Annotated in this window: 22 protein-coding genes and 1 tRNA gene; 7 read left to right on the top strand and 16 right to left on the bottom strand. The window is 67.1% G+C overall.

All coding sequences use genetic code 11. The features are described 5' to 3' along the window. Position 1 precedes the first annotated feature (1 nt). The 7 genes from hscA to ACLB1G_RS04390 all read right to left on the bottom strand — a co-directional run bounded on the left by hscA (position 2) and on the right by ACLB1G_RS04390 (position 8,231). The gene (gene hscA / locus ACLB1G_RS04420; RefSeq protein WP_491625973.1) at positions 2-1,930 is read right to left on the bottom strand and encodes a Fe-S protein assembly chaperone HscA; all 1,929 of its coding nucleotides are present in this window, start codon (positions 1,928-1,930) and stop codon (positions 2-4) included. 10 nt (positions 1,931-1,940) lie between these two features. Beyond that, on the bottom strand, positions 1,941-2,261 hold the full coding sequence (iscA, locus tag ACLB1G_RS04415) for an iron-sulfur cluster assembly protein IscA (RefSeq protein ID WP_491625972.1): 321 nt from the start codon (positions 2,259-2,261) through the stop codon (positions 1,941-1,943). 16 nt (positions 2,262-2,277) lie between these two features. Further along, positions 2,278-2,643, bottom strand: coding sequence for an iron-sulfur cluster insertion protein ErpA (gene erpA, locus ACLB1G_RS04410; RefSeq protein ID WP_491625971.1), 366 nt, complete (start codon positions 2,641-2,643; stop codon positions 2,278-2,280). 29 nt (positions 2,644-2,672) lie between these two features. Continuing rightward, the gene (gene iscU, locus ACLB1G_RS04405) at positions 2,673-3,107 is read right to left on the bottom strand and encodes a Fe-S cluster assembly scaffold IscU (RefSeq protein ID WP_491625970.1); all 435 of its coding nucleotides are present in this window, start codon (positions 3,105-3,107) and stop codon (positions 2,673-2,675) included. Positions 3,108-3,147: 40 nt separating this feature from the next. Then, positions 3,148-4,359 carry an IscS subfamily cysteine desulfurase gene (locus ACLB1G_RS04400; protein WP_491625969.1) on the bottom strand — a complete coding sequence of 404 codons (1,212 nt, stop codon included), beginning with the start codon at positions 4,357-4,359 and terminating at the stop codon, positions 3,148-3,150. Positions 4,360-4,555: 196 nt separating this feature from the next. Next, positions 4,556-6,493, bottom strand: coding sequence for a CocE/NonD family hydrolase (locus ACLB1G_RS04395; RefSeq protein ID WP_491625968.1), 1,938 nt, complete (start codon positions 6,491-6,493; stop codon positions 4,556-4,558). Positions 6,494-6,569: 76 nt separating this feature from the next. Then, the gene (locus ACLB1G_RS04390) at positions 6,570-8,231 is read right to left on the bottom strand and encodes a sensor domain-containing diguanylate cyclase (protein ID WP_491625967.1); all 1,662 of its coding nucleotides are present in this window, start codon (positions 8,229-8,231) and stop codon (positions 6,570-6,572) included. 248 nt (positions 8,232-8,479) lie between these two features. Here ACLB1G_RS04390 and ACLB1G_RS04385 point away from each other — a divergent pair. Next, positions 8,480-8,555: transfer RNA gene (locus tag ACLB1G_RS04385), tRNA-Gly, on the top strand. A 54-nt stretch (positions 8,556-8,609) separates the two neighbouring features. On the opposite strand, the gene ACLB1G_RS04380 is transcribed toward ACLB1G_RS04385, so the two are convergent. From ACLB1G_RS04380 to ACLB1G_RS04370, 3 genes are all read right to left on the bottom strand, one after another. Next, positions 8,610-8,855 carry an energy transducer TonB gene (locus ACLB1G_RS04380; protein ID WP_491625966.1) on the bottom strand — a complete coding sequence of 82 codons (246 nt, stop codon included), beginning with the start codon at positions 8,853-8,855 and terminating at the stop codon, positions 8,610-8,612. Positions 8,856-8,903: 48 nt separating this feature from the next. After that, positions 8,904-9,347, bottom strand: a complete 444-nt coding sequence (locus tag ACLB1G_RS04375) for a hemerythrin domain-containing protein (RefSeq protein ID WP_491625965.1) — start codon at positions 9,345-9,347, stop codon at positions 8,904-8,906. 137 nt (positions 9,348-9,484) lie between these two features. After that, on the bottom strand, positions 9,485-9,754 hold the full coding sequence (locus tag ACLB1G_RS04370; protein ID WP_491625964.1) for a GlsB/YeaQ/YmgE family stress response membrane protein: 270 nt from the start codon (positions 9,752-9,754) through the stop codon (positions 9,485-9,487). Between the two features lie 99 nt (positions 9,755-9,853). Between ACLB1G_RS04370 and ACLB1G_RS04365 the strand changes: the two genes are divergently transcribed. Beyond that, positions 9,854-10,276, top strand: coding sequence for an NUDIX hydrolase (locus tag ACLB1G_RS04365; RefSeq protein ID WP_491625963.1), 423 nt, complete (start codon positions 9,854-9,856; stop codon positions 10,274-10,276). Between the two features lie 110 nt (positions 10,277-10,386). Here ACLB1G_RS04365 and ACLB1G_RS04360 read toward each other — a convergent pair whose 3' ends face one another. Next, positions 10,387-10,914, bottom strand: coding sequence for an Lrp/AsnC family transcriptional regulator (locus tag ACLB1G_RS04360; protein WP_491625962.1), 528 nt, complete (start codon positions 10,912-10,914; stop codon positions 10,387-10,389). 124 nt (positions 10,915-11,038) lie between these two features. Here ACLB1G_RS04360 and hppD point away from each other — a divergent pair, with 124 nt between their 5' ends. Beyond that, a complete protein-coding gene (gene hppD, locus ACLB1G_RS04355; RefSeq protein ID WP_491626029.1) occupies positions 11,039-12,130 on the top strand; it encodes a 4-hydroxyphenylpyruvate dioxygenase in 1,092 nt (363 codons plus the stop codon). A 245-nt stretch (positions 12,131-12,375) separates the two neighbouring features. Here the strand turns inward: hppD and ACLB1G_RS04350 are convergent, their stop codons facing one another. Beyond that, entirely contained in the window at positions 12,376-12,900 is a 525-nt protein-coding gene (locus ACLB1G_RS04350; protein WP_491625961.1) for an Lrp/AsnC family transcriptional regulator, read from the bottom strand. Between the two features lie 122 nt (positions 12,901-13,022). On the opposite strand from ACLB1G_RS04350, the gene ACLB1G_RS04345 reads away from it, so the two are divergent. Both ACLB1G_RS04345 and phhA read left to right on the top strand, forming a co-directional pair. Further along, positions 13,023-13,319, top strand: a complete 297-nt coding sequence (locus ACLB1G_RS04345) for a 4a-hydroxytetrahydrobiopterin dehydratase (protein ID WP_491625960.1) — start codon at positions 13,023-13,025, stop codon at positions 13,317-13,319. Positions 13,320-13,321: 2 nt separating this feature from the next. Beyond that, positions 13,322-14,143 carry a phenylalanine 4-monooxygenase gene (gene phhA / locus ACLB1G_RS04340; RefSeq protein ID WP_491625959.1) on the top strand — a complete coding sequence of 274 codons (822 nt, stop codon included), beginning with the start codon at positions 13,322-13,324 and terminating at the stop codon, positions 14,141-14,143. Positions 14,144-14,162: 19 nt separating this feature from the next. On the opposite strand, the gene xth is transcribed toward phhA, so the two are convergent. Continuing rightward, positions 14,163-14,936: an exodeoxyribonuclease III gene (gene xth, locus ACLB1G_RS04335; protein WP_491625958.1), complete on the bottom strand. Its 774-nt coding sequence runs from the start codon at positions 14,934-14,936 to the stop codon at positions 14,163-14,165. Between the two features lie 327 nt (positions 14,937-15,263). Between xth and ACLB1G_RS04330 the strand changes: the two genes are divergently transcribed. Further along, a complete protein-coding gene (locus ACLB1G_RS04330) occupies positions 15,264-15,785 on the top strand; it encodes a pyridoxamine 5'-phosphate oxidase family protein (protein WP_491625957.1) in 522 nt (173 codons plus the stop codon). 39 nt (positions 15,786-15,824) lie between these two features. Here ACLB1G_RS04330 and ACLB1G_RS04325 read toward each other — a convergent pair whose 3' ends face one another. The 3 genes from ACLB1G_RS04325 to ACLB1G_RS04315 are packed head-to-tail and all read right to left on the bottom strand — an operon-like array spanning position 15,825 to position 18,778. Further along, a complete protein-coding gene (locus tag ACLB1G_RS04325; protein WP_491625956.1) occupies positions 15,825-16,097 on the bottom strand; it encodes a helix-turn-helix domain-containing protein in 273 nt (90 codons plus the stop codon). Further along, complete coding sequence (locus tag ACLB1G_RS04320) at positions 16,094-17,155, bottom strand: HD-GYP domain-containing protein (RefSeq protein WP_491625955.1); 1,062 nt, start codon at positions 17,153-17,155, stop codon at positions 16,094-16,096. Before ACLB1G_RS04320 ends, ACLB1G_RS04325 begins: the two co-directional genes overlap by 4 nt. Before the next feature lie 18 nt (positions 17,156-17,173). Beyond that, the gene (locus ACLB1G_RS04315) at positions 17,174-18,778 is read right to left on the bottom strand and encodes a methyl-accepting chemotaxis protein (protein ID WP_491625954.1); all 1,605 of its coding nucleotides are present in this window, start codon (positions 18,776-18,778) and stop codon (positions 17,174-17,176) included. 155 nt (positions 18,779-18,933) lie between these two features. Here ACLB1G_RS04315 and ACLB1G_RS04310 point away from each other — a divergent pair, with 155 nt between their 5' ends. Further along, positions 18,934-19,587 (top strand): response regulator, encoded by a 654-nt coding sequence (locus tag ACLB1G_RS04310; RefSeq protein ID WP_491625953.1) that lies wholly within the window; start codon positions 18,934-18,936, stop codon positions 19,585-19,587. Positions 19,588-19,668 lie beyond the last annotated feature (81 nt).

Below are 19,668 nucleotides of genomic sequence, written 5' to 3'. Positions count from 1 at the left end.
ATCAGTCCTCCAGCTGTTCGGCCAGGGCGTCCAGGCGCTGGCCGGAGAGCGCGCGCGCCACGTTGGCGTTCATGCGGCGCGCCGCGAATTCGCGCGTGGCCTCGTTGAGCGCCTCGCTGGCCTGGCGCAGGGCCGTGACCTGGGCCGCGATGGCGTCCGCGTCGCCGTCGCCGGAACCGGTCTCGATCAGGTCGGCCAGCAGGTACAGCTGGCTGACCACCAGCATGCGCTCGGTCGGCGAAAGCAGGATGCTGCCGTCGGCCGCCAGCGCGCCCTGGGTGGCGTCCACCAGGCGGCGCGCGTCGACCTGGGCCTCGCGCAGCATGCGCAGCTGCATGTCGTGGGCGGCGCCGCTGGTGGCCTCGGCCAGCATGCGGGTGATTTGGCTGTCATCCAGGCCATAGGAGGGCTGGACCGCCACGGTGGTCTCCACGCCGCTGCGCTGTTCGCGGGCCGAGACCGAGAGCAGGCCGTCGGCGTCGATCTGGAAGGTAACGCGGATGCGCGCCGCGCCCGCCGCCATGGGCGGTATGCCGCGCAGATCGAAGCGCGCCAGCGAGCGGCAGTCGGCCACCAGTTCCCGTTCGCCCTGCAGCACGTGCACGCTCATCGCGGTCTGGCCATCCTTGAAGGTGGTGAAGTCCTGGGCGCGCGCTACGGGCAGGGTGGAGTTGCGCGGGATGATTTTCTCCACCAGGCCGCCCATGGTTTCCAGCCCCAGCGACAGGGGACACACATCCAGCAGCAGCCAGTCGCCGCCGCCGGTCTGGCGGTTGCCGGCCAGCTGATTGGCCTGCATGGCCGCGCCCAGCGCCACCACCTGGTCGGGATCGAGGTCGGTCAGCGGCTCCTGGCCAAAGCAGTCAGCTACCGCCTCGCGCACCAGCGGCATGCGGGTGGAGCCGCCCACCAGCACCACGCCCTTGATGTCGTCCACGTCCAGGGCGGCGTCGCGCAAGGCGCGCCGCACAGGCGCCAGCGTGCGCGCCACCAGGCCCTGGGCCAGGCCGGCGAAGTCGGCGCGGGTCAGGACCAGAGAGATCTCGCGCCCTCCGGCCAGGGACAGCCGCAGCGGGGCGATGTCCTGCACGCTCAGGGTTTCCTTGGCGTCGCGCGCGGCGTCCAGCAGGCGGCGCGTGTCCTGGGCGCCGATCACGGCGCCTTCCAGGCCGGCGCGCGCGACGATCCAGGCGTGCACGGCGCGGTCGAAGTCGTCGCCGCCCAGGGCCGGGTCGCCATTGGTGGCCAGCACCTCGAATACCCCGCGCGACAGGCGCAGGATGGAGATGTCGAAGGTGCCGCCGCCCAGGTCGTACACGGCGTACACGCCCTCGGCCGCCTTGTCCAGCCCGTAGGCGATGGCGGCGGCGGTGGGCTCGTTGAGCAGGCGCAGCACGGCCAGGCCGGCCTGGCGTGCCGCATCCTTGGTGGCCTGGCGCGCGGCGTCGTCGAAATAGGCCGGTACCGTGATGACGGCGCCGGCCAGCTCGCCGCCCAGCGCCGCCTCGGCGCGCCGGCGCAGCGCGCGCAGGATATCGGCCGATACCTCGACCGGGCTTTTGATGCCGGCCGCGGTGCGGATGCAGGCCATGCCGGGACCGTCGACGAAGTCGTACGGCATGTCGGCGGCGGCGCCGATGTCGGCCAGGCTGCGGCCCATCAGGCGCTTGATGGACGACAGGGTATTGAGCGGATCGGCGCTCTGCGTGGCCAGCGCGGCGTGGCCGACCACCGGCGCCTGCCCGGCGGCCGGGTAGCGCACCACCGATGGCAGCAGGACCAGGCCGGCGGCGTCGTGCAGGGCGCGCGCGGCGCCGGATTGCACGCTGGCCACCAGCGAGTTGGTGGTGCCGAGGTCGATGCCGACCGCCAGCCGGTGCTGGTGCGGCGCGGCGCTCTGGCCGGGTTCGGCGATCTGGAGCAGGGCCATGGTACTGTCCTCAGACGCCGAAGCTCTCGCCGCAGCCGCATTCGTGGCGGGCGTTGGGATTGTTGAACTTGAAGCCTTCGTTCAGGCCCTCGCGCACGAAATCGAGTTCGGTGCCGTCCAGGTAGGGCAGGCTCTTGGGATCGATCAGCAGGGTCACGCCGTGGCTTTCGAAGCGCAGGTCGTCATTGCCGGCGGCGTCGGCGAATTCAATCGCGTAGGCCAGGCCGGAACAGCCGCTGGTCTTGACGGCCAGCCGCAGGCCCAGCGCATTGCGCTTGGCCAGGAAGCTGTGGACGCGGCGGGCGGCCGGTTCGGTGAGGGTGATGGCCATGATCTGCTTCCTTTGTTCAGACGGTGAACGAGCTGCCGCAGCCGCAGGTGGTGCTGGCGTTGGGGTTCTTGATGACGAAGCGCGAGCCTTCCAGGCCGTCCTCGTAGCCGATCTCGGCGCCGCTCAGGTATTGCATGCTCATGGAATCGACCAGCAGCGCGACGCCGTCCTGGTCGATGCGCCAGTCGTCCTGGTTGACTTCCTCGTCGAAGGCGAAGCCGTACTGGAAGCCGGAGCAGCCGCCGCCGCTGACGTAGATGCGCAGCTTCAGGTTGGGATTGCCGTCCTCGGCGATCAACTCGCTCACCTTGGCGGCGGCGGCGGCGGAGAACAGCAGCGCCGGGCTGGCGGCGGCGGTGGCGGGACTCTGGATATCGGACATGGCGGACCTCTCTCTGGTGATGGTATGGTTCATTGCCGGGACGGGCCGGGCGCGCAGGCCGGGCGGTCGAGCGTGGCCCCGGCCTCGGGGTGGCGGCTGCGGTAGTCGGCCACGGCGGCCTTGATCGCGTCCTCGGCCAGGATGGAGCAATGGATCTTCACCGGAGGCAGCGCCAGTTCCTCGGCGATGGCGGTGTTGTCGATGGCCAGCGCCTGTTCCAGGCTGCGGCCCTTGAGCCACTCGGTCACCAGCGAGGACGAGGCGATGGCCGAGCCGCAGCCATAGGTCTTGAACCTGGCCTCCTCGATGATGCCGCCGGCGCCCACCTTGATCTGCAGGCGCATCACATCGCCGCAGGCCGGCGCGCCCACCATGCCAGTGGCGACGCTGGCGTCATCCTTGTCGAAGCTGCCCACGTTGCGCGGGTTTTCATAGTGGTCTAGGACCTTGTCGCTGTATGCCATCTGCTGCTCCCTGGGTTGGATGTAGGCGTTGCTGGGCTGCTTAATGGGCAGCCCATTGGACGGCGCCGATGTCGATGCCGTCGCGGTACATGTCCCACAGCGGCGACAGGGCGCGCAGTTTGTCTATCTTCTGCGTGACCAGGGCCACCACGGTGTCGATGTCCTCGGCGGTGGTGTAGCGGCCGATCGAGAAGCGGATCGAACTGTGCGCCAGTTCATCGGACAGGCCCAGGGCGCGCAGCACGTAGGATGGTTCCAGGCTGGCCGAGGTACAGGCCGAGCCGGAAGACACGGCGATGTCCTTGATGGCCATCAGCAGCGATTCGCCCTCGACGAAGTTGAAGCTCATGTTCAGGTTGTGCGGTACCCGGCGCTCCAGGTTGCCATTGACGAAGGTTTGTTCGGTGGCCGACAGTCCGTCCAGCAGACGGTCGCGCAGCAGGCGGATACGCTCGTTCTCGGCGCCCATGTGCAGGCGCGCCAGTTCGTAGGCCGCCCCCATGCCGACGATCTGGTGGGTGGGCAGGGTGCCCGAGCGCATGCCGCGCTCGTGGCCGCCGCCATGCATCTGGGCGTGCAGGCGCACGCGCGGCTTGCGCCGCACGTACAGCGCGCCTATGCCCTTGGGGCCGTACGTCTTGTGGGCCGAGAACGACATCAGGTCGACCGGCAGGCGCGCCAGGTCGATCGCCACCTTGCCGGTGGCCTGGGCCGCGTCGACGTGGAGCAGCACCCCGGCGGCGCGGCAGATGGCGCCCAGCGCCTGGATGTCCTGGATCACGCCGATCTCGTTGTTGACGTACATGACCGAGGCCAGGATGGTGTCCGGCCGCAGCGCGGCGCGGAAGGCATCCAGGTCCAGCAAGCCGTCGGCGCCCACGTCCAGGTAGCTCACTTCGTGGCCCTGGCGTTCCAGTTCGCGCATCGTGTCCAGCACGGCCTTGTGCTCGGTCTTGACGGTGACCAGGTGGCGGCCTTTGGCGCGCAGGAAGTCGGCCGCGCCCTTGATGGCCAGGTTGTTGGACTCGGTGGCGCCCGAAGTCCAGACGATGTCGCGCGGATCGGCGCCGACCAGGGCCGCCACCTGTTCGCGCGCCTGTTCGACGGCTTGGTCGGCGTCCCAGCCATAGCTGTGCGAGCGGCTGGCGGGATTGCCGTAGCGCTCGCACAGATAGGGAATCATCTTTTCGGCGACACGCGGATCGACCGGCGTGGTCGCCGCGTAGTCCAGGTAGATCGGTTGCTTGTGCATGGGTCGCTCCGCAAAACTGGTGGGCCGCCCCGGCGCCATCGGCCGGGGTCGGAGTCAGTTTTGCAAGGAGCGTGCCACCGCTTTGTTTTTTGGATAACTAACTGATTTAAAAGTAAAAATCATTGGTTGTGGCGACGCGGCGCGGCGCTGGAGGGTTTGTCGGATTTGTATGGTTTGCGACTGCATGGGCTGCCCTTCAGCGGTCCGCCGCCACCGGCAGTTCGATATGGCTGTCGTATTGGGGCGTGTGGTACACGCGCTGGGTGGCCTTGCGGTAGTCCTTCGGTTCGGCGAAGAAGATATTGGGCACGAAGGTCTGCGGATTGCGGTCGTACAGCGGGAACCAGCTGGACTGCACCTGCACCATGATGCGGTGGCCCGGCAGGAACACGTGGTTGGCGGCCGGCAGGGCGAACCGGTAGGGCAGTACCTGGTTGGCGGCGACCGGCCTGGCCACGGACAGGCTCTCGCGGTAGCGGCCGCGGAAGATGTCGGCCGCCACCATCAGCTGGTAGCCACCCAGCTCCGGCTGGCTGGCCACCTGGTCGGGATAGACGTCGATCAGCTTGACCACCCAGTCGCTGTCGGTGCCGCTGGTGGACGCCTGCAGGTGCACCAGCGGTTCGCCGCGTATGGTCAGCGGCGCGGTCAGGACGGCGCTGGTGTAGGTCAGGACGTCGGTGCGGCCCGACGCTTCGCGCTGGTCATCCACCAGCCAGCGCGGCCAGCTCAGTCCCTTGGCTTCGTCGTAGCCCACCGGGCGGATCGGACGGGCGCGGTAGGGCACCGGCTTGGCCGGATCGGACACGTATTCGTCGTAGGCGGCGCCCGAGGGCGGCGTGTCCAGCGTGGCCAGGCCGTTGGCGGCCAGGTGCAGCTTGACCGGTTCGGCCGGATTGGCGGGCCAGTCGCGCAGCGCGCGCCAGCGGTTGCTGCCGGTTTCAAACGCGCTCACGGCGGGGATGGCGGGCGGCGGCGGGCCATCCTTCAGGTAGCGGTCCAGGAAGGGCCGCAGCACCTCCTGGCGGAAGTGCCAGGCGGTGTCGCTGCGGAAGCGCAGGGGACCCAGGCTGCTGCCATCCTCCAGCATGCCGCCATGGTTCCAGGGGCCTATCGCCAGGTGCACCAGCCCCGCCTTGTCGGCAGGCTTGACCGCCTTGTACACCGCCAGCGGGCCGTAGATATCCTCGGCGTCCCACAGGCTGTGCACCAGCAGGGTGGGCACGGTGACCGGCGCGCGCGCCAGCAGTTTATCGACCGCCTGCTGCTGCCAGAAGCTGTCGTAGGCCGGATGGGCCGACAGCTTGGTCCAGAAGCCGGTCTGCTCCAGGCCGCGCTCGCGGGCCAGGGCGCCGGCGGAACCGGCGCGCAGGTAGACCTCGTAGTCGTCGTAATGGCTGGTGTACCACTTGGCCTCGTTGGCGCGCGTGGCCACCTGCTCCAGCAGGTAGGGCAGGTTGGCCTGTCGGAAGGCGCCGTTGTGGAACCAGTCGTCGCCGCGCCAGCCGTCCACCATGGGGTTGAGCGGCACCACGGCCTTGAGCGCCGGATGCGGGTCCAATAGCGCCATCAGCGGCAGGAAGCCGTCGTAGGAACCGCCGATCAGGCCGACCTTGCCGTTCGACTCCGGCAGGTTGTTCAGCAGCCAGGCTATGGTGTCCCAGGTGTCGGTGGCATGGTCCACCGGGGTCGGGTTGAGCGGGCCGCGCGGCGGGCGTGTCATCACGTAGTCGCCCTCGGAGCCGTACTTGCCGCGCACGTCCTGCAGCACCCGGATGTAGCCGCCTTCCACCACCAGGTCGGCCGGGTTGTCGTAGCCCTGCAGCGTGGTTTCCAGGTCCGAGCTGGCCGACATGGCCGCCATTTCGGCGGCGTTGTAGGGCGTGCGGGTCAGCAGCACCGGCGCGTTGCGGGCGCCCTTGGGCAGCAGGACCACGGTATTGAGCTTGACGCCGTCGCGCATGGGGATGGCCACCGTGCGCCGCTGGTAGCCCAGGCCTGCGGTGGGCGCCTGGAAGCTGGCCGGGGTCTCGCTGGGCAGTTGCGGATACCTGGCGGCGGCTTCCTGAGCGCCTGCACCCGGCGCCTGCAGCAGGGCCGCAGCCAGGACGATGCTGGGGAGGGGCGATAGCATGGTCTCTCCTGTGTGGAAATATTGACCATAGCATAACGCAACGTCAGCCGATGAAGCGCGAATGGATGCGGTGTGCTCAGCGCAGGACGGAATCCTGTCCCTGGCTGCGGCGCGCCGGCTGCATCGCGGCGATGCTGGCCAGCTTGTGCTGGCCGGCGTGGTTGACCGTGTAGCCGTTGCGGCCGGCCGCCTTCACGCTGTACAAGGCGTTGTCGGCCAGGACGATCAGGTCGGCCGGGGTGGTGTCCTGGGCCGCCACGGCGATGCCGATGCTGGCGGTGACGGCCAGCGTGCGGCCGGCAACGCTGAACGGCGCTCCCATGGCGGCCAGGATCTTGCCGCCCAGCGTGTGCACTTCCCCGGCGTCGCCCAAGTGTTCGAACACGATGACGAATTCGTCCCCGGCCAGGCGGGCCACGGTGTCGGTGGTGCGCACCGCCTCGCGCAGGCGGCGGCCGAACTCCACCAGTACGGCGTCGCCGGCGGCGTGGCCGTGGGTGTCGTTGATGGACTTGAACTTGTCGATGTCCAGGTAGGCCAGCGCCAGCCTGTCCCGGGTGCGTCCGGCCCGCGCCAGCGCCAGCGGAAGAAATTCCTCGAACATGCGGCGGTTGTGCAGGCCGGTCAGTACGTCGGTGGTGACTTGCCGCTGCAGGTCGCGCTCGGCCTGCTGGCGGTGCATGGCCAGCTGGAACAAGGCCTGGCTCAGGACCCCGAATTCGTCGCGGTTGCCGGTATCGAAGGCCTCGATGTCGGCCGTGCCGGAATGGATGGCTTCCACGTTGCGCCGCAATTGGCTCAGGGGCGCCAGCAGGGCTTTGACCAGCAGCCAGCCGAACACCCCGGCCAGCGCGGTGAACACGGTGGCCGCCGCCAGGGAGCGCAGGCGTACCGAGGCCATGGGCGCGAACGCGCTTTGCAGCGGATACACCACGCCCACCACCCAGTCCACATGGTGCAGGCGGCGCCAGGCCACCAGGCTGGGCACGCCATTGTCCGCCACGTCGCCGCGCCAGCCTTCGCGTCCGGCCTGCACGGCGCCGAGCACGGCCTCCAGTTCCGGGTCGGGACGGGTCAGCAGCAGTTCCTGGCGCGGGTGCAGCAGCACGTCGCCATCGCCGGTGGCGATGAACATATAGCCTTGCCCGCCTGGGCGCAGCGACGCCATGCGCGCGCCGAAGCCGGGCCGGGTCAGGTCGATGCCGGCCACCAGCATGGCCATGATCTCGCCGCGCGCATCGATCAAGGGCTGGGTGATGGCAATCACCGGTTTGCCGGACAGCGCGCTGCGGAACGGCGCCGAAATCACGCCTTCCCGGGCCGCCAGCGTGTCGCGGTAATAGGCGCGCTGGCTGACATTGATTTTGGCGGCCTGCGGGTTGTTCTGGTTCGCGATCAGGTCGCCCTTGGGATCGTAGGCCGTCACGTTGTAGAAATCGTCGCGCAGGCCGGGGTGGCTTTCCAGCAGGCGCTGCACGTCGTCCGCGCCCAGGCCGCGCTCCAGCGCTTCCTCGGCCAGCGTGCGCAGCACTTGCTGCTTGTTTTGCAGGTCGCCTTCGAGGTAGGCCGCCGCGCCGCCCAGCACGGACAATTCCTGTTGCGCGATCACGCGGCCCATCTCGCGCTCCGTGATCAGGAGCGAAATCCCGCCCACGCCCACTGCGGCGAGCAGGACCATGGCGGAGACGAGCATCGTCACCTTGAACTTGAAACTGGCAAAGGCAGTGAACTGGCGCATGGCATCCTGTGGCCGCGTGGGCGGCAGACTGACGGCGGATGCGGGGCCTGGGGGAAAACCGGAGGGCGCGGGTTGGGGCGCACAGCGGCATTATACCCCTATGTTCCCCGTTTTTCCGTTTGGCGGTAACGCCGGCCATGGCCAGGGTATCCCGCGCAGGGCATCTTGCGTTTTGAAATGGTCGTGCTATAATTTTGCCTCCTGCAAAGCAATGAGCAAGCAGTGAGCAAAGCAGTGAGTAAAATAATGCGGGAGTAGCTCAGTTGGTAGAGCGCAACCTTGCCAAGGTTGAGGTCGAGAGTTCGAGACTCTTCTCCCGCTCCAGGATACGAAAAAAGGGAAGCTGTTCGCAGCTTCCCTTTTTTATGCGCAGCGGATTCAGTCTTTTGGCAATTCCCATCGATAACTCAGCATGACCCAGGGTAGTTGCGGCTGTCCGCGAAACAGCGTGGCATGAAAGGTGCAGCGCCGGAAAGCGTCCAGCGTGGCCTGGTCCAGTTCCTGCAGGCCGCTGGACCTAGTCAGCCTGGCGTCCTGCACTTCGCCGTTTGCGCCAACCAGGAGGGCCAGGCTCACGGTCTTGGCCTTGGTTTGCACCTCATCAGCCGCGGATGCGGCCAGCATAGCATTTTGCCAAACCGAAATCTTCACACATTGTCACCATGCGGGCTGTCACGCCTCCAGCTCGGCCTGGCGCTGGCGGATCACGGCGCCCAGCTGGCCGAGGTCCAGACGAGCCTTGCGGGCCAGCGGGAACAGCAGGCTTTCTTCTTCGTTGACGTGGTGGTCCAGCTGCTCGGCCAGGGCATGCACGGTGGCGTCGTAGCCGGGATCGGAAGGCGACATCTCCAGCAATCGGCTGATCAGCCGGCGCGCCGGCGTGTGCAGCACGTGCACCTGGTCCGGGCCGCCCAGGGTGGACTGGCGGGCGGCGCGCAGGGCAGGGTAGAAGACTTCTTCCTCCACGCTGGCGTGGCTCACCAGCGCCAGGCAGATTGCCTGCGCCAGTTCGCGCTTCTCGTCCAGCGCTTGGGGACCCAGCGTGTCGTAGCGGTCGAACAGGGATTTGACGCGGTTGTGGTCCTGGGTCAGCAGGGTGATGGCGTCGGCATGCATGGTGCACCTCTCATGGTCGGGATAACGTTATGGTTCAGTGTAGAACCTGGCCCGGCACGGTGCTGTAGGCGTACAGCCTGTCTGGCTGTGGGAACACGGCCGGGCATGGTGTCGCCCGGCCGATGACGATGACTGCGTTAGCGCAGGCGGCCGCGGAACAGCAGGTTGACGATCGCCAGCAGCACGATGGCGCCCACCAGCGACACGCCCAGCGAGGCCAGGCTGAAATCGTTGGCGTTGATGGTGCCCGCGCCCACCATGGGGCTGAGCAGCCAGCCGCCCAGGAAGGCGCCGACGATGCCGACGATGACGTTCAGGAACAGTCCCTGCTGCGCGTCGGTGCGCATGATGAGACTGGCAACCCAGCCGATCAGGCCGCCGATAATGATCCATGCGATGAAGCTCATAGTACCTCCCCTGGTTGAGTAAAGCAGCCGGCGTGGCCGCCACCGGTATAGAATCCCATCGAACTAGTTACCCGGTCTGTTATAGGCCTCACATACGCCATGCCACCTGCCACATCCTGCGGTACGCTGATCGTCAACTCGGCCGGGCAGTTGCTGCTGTGCCACGTTACCGGCACCGCCAAATGGGACATCCCGAAAGGCATGCGCGACCCCGGCGAAACCGCCCTGCAGGCCGCCTGCCGCGAGCTGCGCGAGGAAACAGGCTTGATCTTCGACCCGGCGCGCTTCGAAGACCTGGGCGAATTCAGCTACCGTCCCGACAAGCATTTGCACCTGTTCCGCCTGCGCGTGGGCGACAGCCTGCCCAGCCTGGAGCACCTGGTGTGCACCAGCATGTTCGAGCATGAGGTCACCGGCCAGCCCACGCCCGAATGCGACGGCTTCCGCTGGGCCGAACGCGGCGAGATCGCCGCGCTGTGCTGGCCGCGCATGGGGCGCCGCCTGCTGGCGCTGGACTGGTAGACGAGCCGGCCAGGAAGCGTTACGCAAGGGCGGTCAACCGCGCCACCGGGGCCGCCCGCCGGCCGCGGCGCCATGCTGCCCAACTCGGCGGGGCGCGGCCCTGCTGCTGGTCAGGCGCCGCGCACGAAGTGCACGCGCTGCTGCGACGGGCTGGGATGGGCGATGTGCTCCAGCGGCAGCACGGTGGAATGCTTGACCTTCTTCAGCGAGATGCTGGACTTGACGTTGGAGACGCCCGGCAGGCGCAGGATGTGCTTCATCATCAGTTCCGAAAGCGAGGCCAGGTCGTGCGACACGATGCGCGCCACGTAGTCGGCCTCGCCCGTCACCGAGAAGCACTCCAGCACTTCCGGCAGGTCGGCGATGGCCTGTTCGAAGGCGTCGCCGCGCGTGTCGCCGTGGCGGCCCAGGGTGATCTGGACGAAGGCCATCACGCCCAGGCCCACGGCCAGCGGGTCCAGCACCGCCGCGTAATGGGCGATGATGCCGGCCTCCCTGAGGCGCTGCACGCGGCGCCCGACCTGCGACACCGACAGGTGCAGCCGTTCGGCCAGTGCCGCGTTGGTGGCCTCGCCGTCGCGCTGCAGGGCGTCCAGCAGGGCCAGGTCCAGCCGGTCCACGCTGATGGATACGGTCATATGCACTCCTTTTGCGCAAAATGCGCATGATACCTGTGTTTCAACCATCATAATGCGCGAATTGTTCGCCTGTGGTGCGTACCATGTTCATATCGACACCCGAGGAGACATCATGAGCACGCAAATGAGCACGCCATTGTGGGACAACCCCATGGGCACGGACGGCTTTGAATTCATCGAATACGCGGCCCCCGATCCGGCCGCCATGGGCAAGGTATTCGAGTCGCTGGGCTTTACCGCCGTGGCGCGCCACCGCCGCAAGAACGTCACCCTGTACCGCCAGGGCGAGATCAACTTCATCCTGAACGCCGAGCCGGATTCGTTCGCGCAGCGCTTCGCCCAGCTGCACGGCCCCTCCGTGTGCGCGATCGCCTTCCGCGTCAAGGATGCCGCCTATGCCTACCGGCGTGCGCTGGAACTGGGGGCGTGGGGCTTCGAAGGGCAGAGCGGCCCGATGGAGCTGAACCTGCCGGCCATCAAGGGCATCGGCGATTCGCTGATCTACCTGGTGGACCGCTGGCAGGGCAAGGATAGCGCCCAGCCCGGCGCCATCGGCAACATCAGCATCTACGATGTGGACTTCGAGCCCATTCCCGGCGCCGATCCGCAGCCGGTGGGCCACGGCCTGACCTATATCGACCACCTGACCCATAACGTGCACCGTGGCCGCATGGGAGAGTGGGCCGAGTTCTACGAGCGACTGTTCAACTTCCGCGAAGTGCGCTACTTCGACATCGAAGGCCAGGTCACGGGCGTGAAGTCCAAGGCCATGACCAGCCCGTGCGGCAAGCTGCGCATCCCCATCAATGAAGAGGGAACGGACCGCGCCGGCCAGATCCAGGAATACCTGGACGCCTACCGTGGCGAAGGCATACAGCACATCGCCATGGGCAGCGACAACCTGTACGCCAGCGTGGACGCGCTGCGCGGCGCCGGCGTCAAGCTGCTCGACACCATAGCCACCTACTACGAGCTGGTGGACAAGCGCATCCCCGGCCACGGCGAGGCGCTGGCCGAACTGAAGGCGCGCAAGATCCTCATCGACGGCAAGCCGGGCGACTTGCTGCTGCAGATCTTCTCCGAAAACCAGCTGGGGCCCGTGTTCTTCGAATTCATCCAGCGCAAGGGCAACCAGGGCTTCGGCGAGGGCAACTTCAAGGCGCTGTTCGAATCCATCGAGCTCGATCAGATGCGCCGGGGTGTGCTGACGGCCTGACGAGGCGCCATCCGCCGGGGCATTTGTCCACTATCCGGGTGTCATATCCGGGTGTCACATATCCGGGTGTCAGGTCTGCCATTGGTACATGAGCTCGCTTGAAGAAAGCGAACTCATGTACCAATGGCAGACCTGACACCGCAGTGATGGCATGACACCGCAGTGATGGCAGACCTGACACCGCAGTGGACACCGCAGTGGTGGACACCGCAGGGTGTGACATCGCAGTTGCAGTACCGCTGTTGTTAGCTGGTGTAGAGCACGCGCTTGCGGTTCCTGACCGGCTGGGTGACGTGGGCCAGCGGCAGGGCGTGGGTGTGCTTGACGCGGCGTAGCGTGATGGTCGAGCGTACGTTCGCCACCCCGGGTATGCGCAGGATGTGGCCGGTCATGAATTCGGACAGCGTCGCCAGGTCCGCCGCGACGATGCGCAGCAGGTAGTCGGCCTGGCCCGCCAGCGTGTAGCATTCCAGCACCGGCTCCAGCTGCTGCACCTCACGCTCGAAACGCTCGGCGGCCGAGCTGCTGTTGTGGTCCAGCGTGACTTCGGTGAACGCGGTCACGTCCAGCCCCAGCGCGCCCGCGTCCAGCACCACGCAGTAATGGTCGATCAGCCCCGCCTCCTGCATGCGCTGGATGCGGCGGCTGACCTGTGAGCTGGACAGGTGGATTTTCTCGCCCAGGGCGCTGTTGGTGGCCAGGCCGTCGCGCTGCAGCTGCGCCAGCAGTTCCAGGTCGAATTTGTCGATGGTGATGGCGTGGCTGTTCATGTCTCTGTTGATGGAATCATGCAAAAATTGTGCATATCTTACACAGGAAACTGCGGAATCGGGTGCATCGTGCATGGTTTGCCCGTTATGCTGTCACCACGTACAACAATCAGGAGACCAGCATGCAAGCTTACGATCCCGCCACCCTGCAAGCCGAGGCCGCGCGCCTGCCGGCATGGAGCATCGATCCCGCCCGTCCCGCCATCCGCCGCGATTTCATGTTTGCCAACTTTGTCCAGGCCTTTGCCTTCATGACGGAAGTGGCCCTGCAGGCCGAGGCCCGCAACCACCACCCGGAGTGGAGCAATGTGTACAACAAGGTGTCCATCGTGCTGACCACCCACGATGCCGGCGGCGTCACCGCCAGGGACATGGAACTGGCCGCCCTGATCGACCAAGCCGCACAGCGGCACCTGTGACCATGCGCGCCGACTGGACCATAGACCAGCAGTGGGAGCGCTACACTCCCGCACACCACCAGGTCTGGAAAACGCTGTATGAGCGCCAGGGCCGCTTGCTGCCGGGCCGCGCCTGTGATGAATTCCTGGCCGGGATGCGCAGCCTGCCGATCGCCCCCGACCGCATCCCTGACTTCCGCCGCCTGAGCGAGGTGCTGATGAAGCATACCGGCTGGGAAGTGGTGGCCGTGCCCGGGCTGGTGCCGGACGAGGTATTCTTCGACCACCTGGCCCACCGCCGCTTCCCGGCCGGCCAGTTCATCCGCGGCGCGGACCAGCTGGACTACCTGCAGGAGCCGGACATATTCCACGACGTGTTCGGCCACGTGCCGCTGCTGATGAACCCTGTCATCGCGGACTTTATCCAGGCCTATGGCGTGGGCGCCCAGCGGGCGAGGGAAAAGGGGGTGCTGGACCTGCTGGCGCGGGTGTACTGGTACACGGTGGAATTCGGCCTGGTGCAGCAGCGCGACGGCTTGCGCATCTATGGCGCCGGCATCGTCTCGTCGTATGCGGAGTCGGTGTTCGCGCTGGAGTCAGGCTCGCCCAACCGGGTGCGCTTCGACCTGGCGCGCGTGATGCAGACCGCTTACCGCATCGATGACTTCCAGGAGACGTACTTCGTCATCCGCAGCCTGGACCAGTTGCTGGAGTTCGCGCACACCGACTTCGGTCCCGTGTACGAGGCGGTCAAGCCGAAACCGGCCCTGCATCCCGGCGACATCCGCCCCGGCGACGAGCTGCTGCAGCGGGGCAGCGGCAGCCATCACCGCGCCGCCGCCTAGCGCTGGCACTTGCAACCCCCTATACCGCCAGCTCCACCCACACCGGCGCGTGGTCGCTGGGCTTCTCGCGCCCGCGCACCTCGCGGTGCACGCCGGCCGCCTTCAGCTTGCCGTGCAGGGCGGGGCTGAGCAGCACGTGGTCGATGCGGATGCCGGCGTCGCGTCCGTAGGCGTTGCGGAAGTAGTCCCAGAAGGTGTAGATCACTTGGTCCGGATGGGTGTGGCGCAGCGAGTCCAGCCAGCCCTGCGCCATCAGGCGCTCGAAGGCGGCGCGCGTTTCGGGGCGGTACAGGGCGTCGTCCACCCAGCGCTCGGCCTTGTAGGCGTCCAGCGCGTTGGGAATCACGTTGAAGTCGCCCAGCATCACCACCGGCTGGCCGCTGGCTATCAGCTCCTGGCCGCGCAGGATGAGGCGTTCCATCCATTTCAGCTTGTAGTCGAACTTGGGGCCGGGCGCCGGATTGCCGTTGGGGAGGTACAGGGCGGCGATCACGATGCCGTTCACGGCCGCTTCGAGGTAGCGGCTTTGCTCGTCCTCGGGATCGCCGGCCAGTCCGCGCCCGACCTCCACCGGCTGCTGCCCGCGCGCCAGGATGGCCACGCCGTTCCAGCTTTTCTGACCGTGCCAGATGGCGTGGTAGCCGGCTTCCTTGATCGCTTCCTCGGGAAACTTCTCCTGCGGCGTCTTGAGCTCCTGCAGGCAGGCGACGTCCGGCTGCTCTTCCTCCAGCCACTGCAGCAGGGCCGGCAGGCGGGCGTTCATGCCGTTGATGTTGAAGGTGGCGATGCGCATGGTGTCTCCGGAAAGCTGAAAACGCCATTGTGCCGCAAGATCGCTGCCGCCGCCGCGCATAGCGTGCGCCAGCGCACTGTGGCGCCGGCGGCAATATGGGAAGGTGAGGCTGGAACCCGCGCACCGCCGTGCACGGTGAGCCGCGCCTTGGCGTCGCCCCCACGATGCCGGGGCGCCCGTCAGCATCGGCAGCCGCAAAAACAGGCAGGATAACTTTTTTCTTTCAAAACAGCCACTTGGGTGGCAGGGGTAGGCATTGTTAACAAGCTTATCCACAGAAAGTGTTAACAACTCAAGCCCACTTACCGTAACCGACAGGGAGTATCCATGGACAGCATCAACCGCAACCAGCCGGAACACAATCGCCAGGACCTGACCGGTCCCACCGCCGTCAAGCGCATCAAGGACATGGTGGACGACGCCAAGAGCGGTTTCTTCACCACCAGCGGCGGCAATACCCGTCCCATGAGTCCCCTGCAGGTCGACGACGCCGGCAACCTGTGGTTCATGACGGCCAGCGACAGCCACACCATCCAGGAGCTGGTTGCCAGCCCCGCAGTGCGCCTGAACTTCCAGGCATCCGGCCATTCCGGCTTCCTGTACCTGGACGGCAGCGCCACCATCTCGCGCGATCCGACCAAGATCAAGGAGCTGTGGAACTTCACCCTCAAGACCTGGTTCACCGAGGGCGAGGACGACCCGCGCATCACCCTGGTCAAGGTGACCCCGGCCGCCGGCTACTACTGGGACAACAAGCACGGCAATATCGTGGCCGGCGCCAAGATGATGGTGGGCGCCGTGCTGGGCGCTACCCTCGATGATTCCATCGAGGGCGCCCTGCACGTGTGAGGTGCGCGCCCCAGCGTGCTGCGTGCTGCGTGCTGCGTGTCAGGGCGCGGCGCTGCAGCCCTGCGGCGCCGGGCGGGCGTAGCCGGCTTGCGGCTCCAGCAGCCGGCGCAGGGTTGCCACCGGCACCTCGCAGCGCTCGTGGATGCGCAGCAGCAGGTCGGCGTTGACCGGCAGGTGGCCGTTGCGGATCTTGGACAGGCGCGGCGCCGTGATGGACAGTTCGCGCGCCAGCGCGGCGTCGTTCTTCAGGTTCAATTGGGTCATGGCGGCGTCCAGCAGCGCATGTGGACGGCGGGTGGTGGCGGTGGTCATCTTATCTCCTTGGTTTGGTCGCTATCGTCATCCCGCAGCCTGCTGCGGATCTCTTCCAGCGCGGCGGGGTCGCGGAACAGCGCTTCCACGCAGGCCGGGTCGAAGTGCCCGCCGCTTTGCTGTTCGATGGCCTCGCGCGCCTGTTCATGGGTCCACGCCTGCTTGTAGGGCCGCTGGCTGGTCAGGGCGTCATACACGTCCGCCACGGCCACGATGCGGCCGGGCAGGGGGATGGCGGTGCCGGCCAGGCCGTCCGGATAGCCTTGTCCGTCGTAGCGTTCGTGGTGGGTCAGCGCGATCACGGCGCCCAGCTGCAGCAGCGGCGATTCGCTGTCGGCCAGGATGGAGGCGCCCAGGCGCGGGTGGCTGCGCATGGTTTCCATTTCGGCCACGCTGAGGCGGCCCGGCTTGAGCAGGATGGCGTCCGGGATGCCCAGCTTGCCGATGTCGTGCATGGGCGCGGCGTCGTGGATGGCCACGCACTGCTCCTCCGGCAGGCCCAGGTGCAGCGCGATCAGGGCCGAGTAGGCGGCCATGCGCAGCAGGTGGCTGCCGGTGTCGGGATCGCGGAATTCGGCCGCGCGCGACAAGCGGTAGATGGCTTCCCGTTCACGCGCCGCGATGGCTTCGGTGGCCTTGCGCACGGCTTCGGCCAGGGTCTCGGCGCGCTCGGCCAGCTGCAGCTGGGCGCGGCGCAGGGCCAGCAGGTTGCCGACCCGGGCATTGAGTTCGACGAAGTTGAGCGGCTTGGTGAGAAAGTCGTTGGCGCCCCGGCGCAGCGCCTCGTGGCGCACGGCGTGCTGCACGTCGGCGGTCACCATCACCACCGGCACGGCGGCGCGCACCGGCAGTTCGCGGAAGGCGCGCAGGAAATCCAGGCCGTCCATGCCGGGCATCATGTAGTCGACCAGTATCAGGTCGGGCTCGTTGTCGCGGCACCATAGCAGCGCCTCCTGCGCGCTGTGCATGGCATGCGGAGTGACGCCGTCCAGCATTTCCAGCATGTGGCTGAACAGGGCGGTGTTGGAGCGGTCGTCGTCGATGATCAGGATGTGCATGGCGTGTTCCTGTGGGCGTTATGAAGCCAGCGCCAGCCGGGCACCGGTGGCGATGAACTGGGCCTGCCTGGCCCGCGGAGGACCGAGGCGGAAGATGGCGGCGGCCTGCTTGAGGTCGCTGGCTTGCTCGTGCAGGGCGTTGGCGGCTGCCGCCGCCTCTTCCACCAGGGCCGCGTTGTGCTGGGTGATCTGGTCCATGCTGCTGATGGTGTCTGCAATCTGCTCTATGCTGGCGCGCTGCTCCTGGCCAGCCAGCAGGATCTGGTCCACGGCCCCGGCCAGCTGTTCGACCCGTTCCAGGATGGCGTGCATGCCGCCGCCTGCTTCGCGCGCCAGGGCGCCACCGGCGTCCACCTCGGCGGCCGAGAGGCCGATCAGGGAGCGGATTTCCTTTGCCGCCGCCGCCGCGCGCTGCGCCAGCACCCGTACCTCGCTGGCGACTACGCCGAAGCCGCGTCCCTGCTCACCGGCACGGGCTGCTTCCACGGCGGCGTTCAGCGCCAGCAGGTTGGTCTGGAACGCGATACTGTCTATCATGCCGGTGATGTCGCCGATGCGCTGCGATACGCTGCCGATGGCGCCCATGCGTTCGACCAGTCTGTGCATCACCTGCGCGCCGTCGCGGGCCGCGTGATGGGCGGTGCCGGCCAGGCCCTGCGCGGCGGTAGCGTGGCCAGTGTTGTCGCGCACGGTGGCGGTCAGCTCCTCCATGGCGACGGCAGTTTCCTCCAGCGCCGCGGCCTGCTGTTCGGTGCGCCGCGACAGGTCCAGGTTGCCGGCGGCGATCTGGCCCGCCGCGCCCGCGATGCTGATGCTGCCCTCCTGGATGCGGCCCACCATCTGGCGCAGGGTGGCGGACATCTGGTCGAGCGCTACCAGCAGCTGGCGGATTTCCACGCTGCCGCTGCCGTGCGCCCGCGTGCTCAAGTCCCCGGCAGCCACCTGTGTGGCGACATGAACCGCCTGCTCCAGCGGCCTGGTGATGCCCCGCGTGATGTAGCGGGCCGCTGCGGCGCCGGCCAGCAGCGCGGCCAGGGCGCCGGCCTCGATCATCATCATGGTCTGGTCGCCCAGGACGTCGGCCTGTTCGGCGGTTTCATGCATCAACTGGCCTTGCAGCGCGATCATCTGCTGCATCCCGTCGAGGTAGGCCAGCAGGGCGGCGTTCAATGGTCCCAGCAACAGGCGCAAGGCGTCCTGGTCGCGGTCTTCCGACAGCAGCGAGAGATAATGCTGGCGCAGTTCCAGGTAGGAGGCGCGGTGCTGGCGCACCTGCTCCAGCAGGGCGCGCGAGCGCGGCAGATGCAAGCTGCGGTCCAGCTGCTGCAGGCGCTCGACCACCAGCGCCGAATAGTGCTCCAGCCGCTGCCTGGCCTGGGCCTGCTCGGCCGGGTCATGGTGCATGCCCAGGGAGGTGAGCGCGATGGAGCTGTTCTGGACCGCGTCCTTGATTTCATGCATGACAGCGATCTTGGCGGCGCGGTTGTTGACCAGCGTATCGATGCTCTGGTCCAGCGTGCGCACCTGGTGCGAGGCCAGCGCCGCCAGCGCCAGCAGCAGTGCGAGGACGACGCCAAAGCCCAGCGCCAGCTGGTGCGATATCCTCATCTGTCGGATATTCATGATAATTCCTTCACGGTTGGTGATGGCGCTTGGCGGCCAACAGGCTGGGGCGGCATAATAAGGCCAGGCGATCTTGTTTCTTTGGCGCAATTATAGCGCCCATTTGTTTAAATTGGTAAAATCAATTTAATCGTTAATTACGTTGTGGGGGAAAAGTGACAGGCAAGCAAGCGGCGACAGCGCAGGACGAGGTATGCACCACCCAGCGGGCGGCCGAGCTGCTCGGCATCTCGGTGTCGTCAGTTCAGCAGCTGGTGGAGAGCGGCGAACTCCCGGCCTGGAAGACGCGCGGCGGGCACCGCCGCATTCCGCTGCAGGCGGTGCTGGCCTATCGCGCCTCGCCTGCCGCGCCGGCGGCCGCCCATGCGATGCCAGCCCCGCCGCCGGCGCAGGCCCCAGCGCGCGGCGATGAGCTCCCGCGCGTGCTGGTGGTGGAGGATAATCCCCTGCAGCGCGCCGTCCACCAGCGCCAGTTCGCATCCTGGAACCTGCCGCTGCAGCTGGCTTTTTGCGATAACGGCTACCAGGCCCTGATGGAAATCGCGCGCCGCCCGCCCGACCTGCTGCTGGCCGACATCATGATGGAGGGCATAGACGGCTATGAAGTGGTGCGCACCATTTTGGCCGATCCGCAGCTGCGCGCCACCCACGTGGCCATCGTGTCCGGCATGGAGCAGCACGAGCTGGACCAGCGCGGCGGGGTGCCGGACGGGGTGGTGTATTTTTCCAAGCCCGTCAATTTCGATGAATTGCGCGGGTATGTGCGGGCCTGCTGCGCCCAAGTGGTCAGGGCACAACGAACCAAATAAAACAAATCCGTTAAATTTGACTGCTGCCGTAAAGTGATGCAATATGGCGACTTAGCGGCGTCAGGCCATTCCGGCCCAGCA

It is taken from the genome of Duganella kummerowiae, from assembly GCF_053572355.1.
Note: the sequence above shows the minus strand (reverse complement) of the source record. Positions and strands in the feature narration are given on the sequence as shown.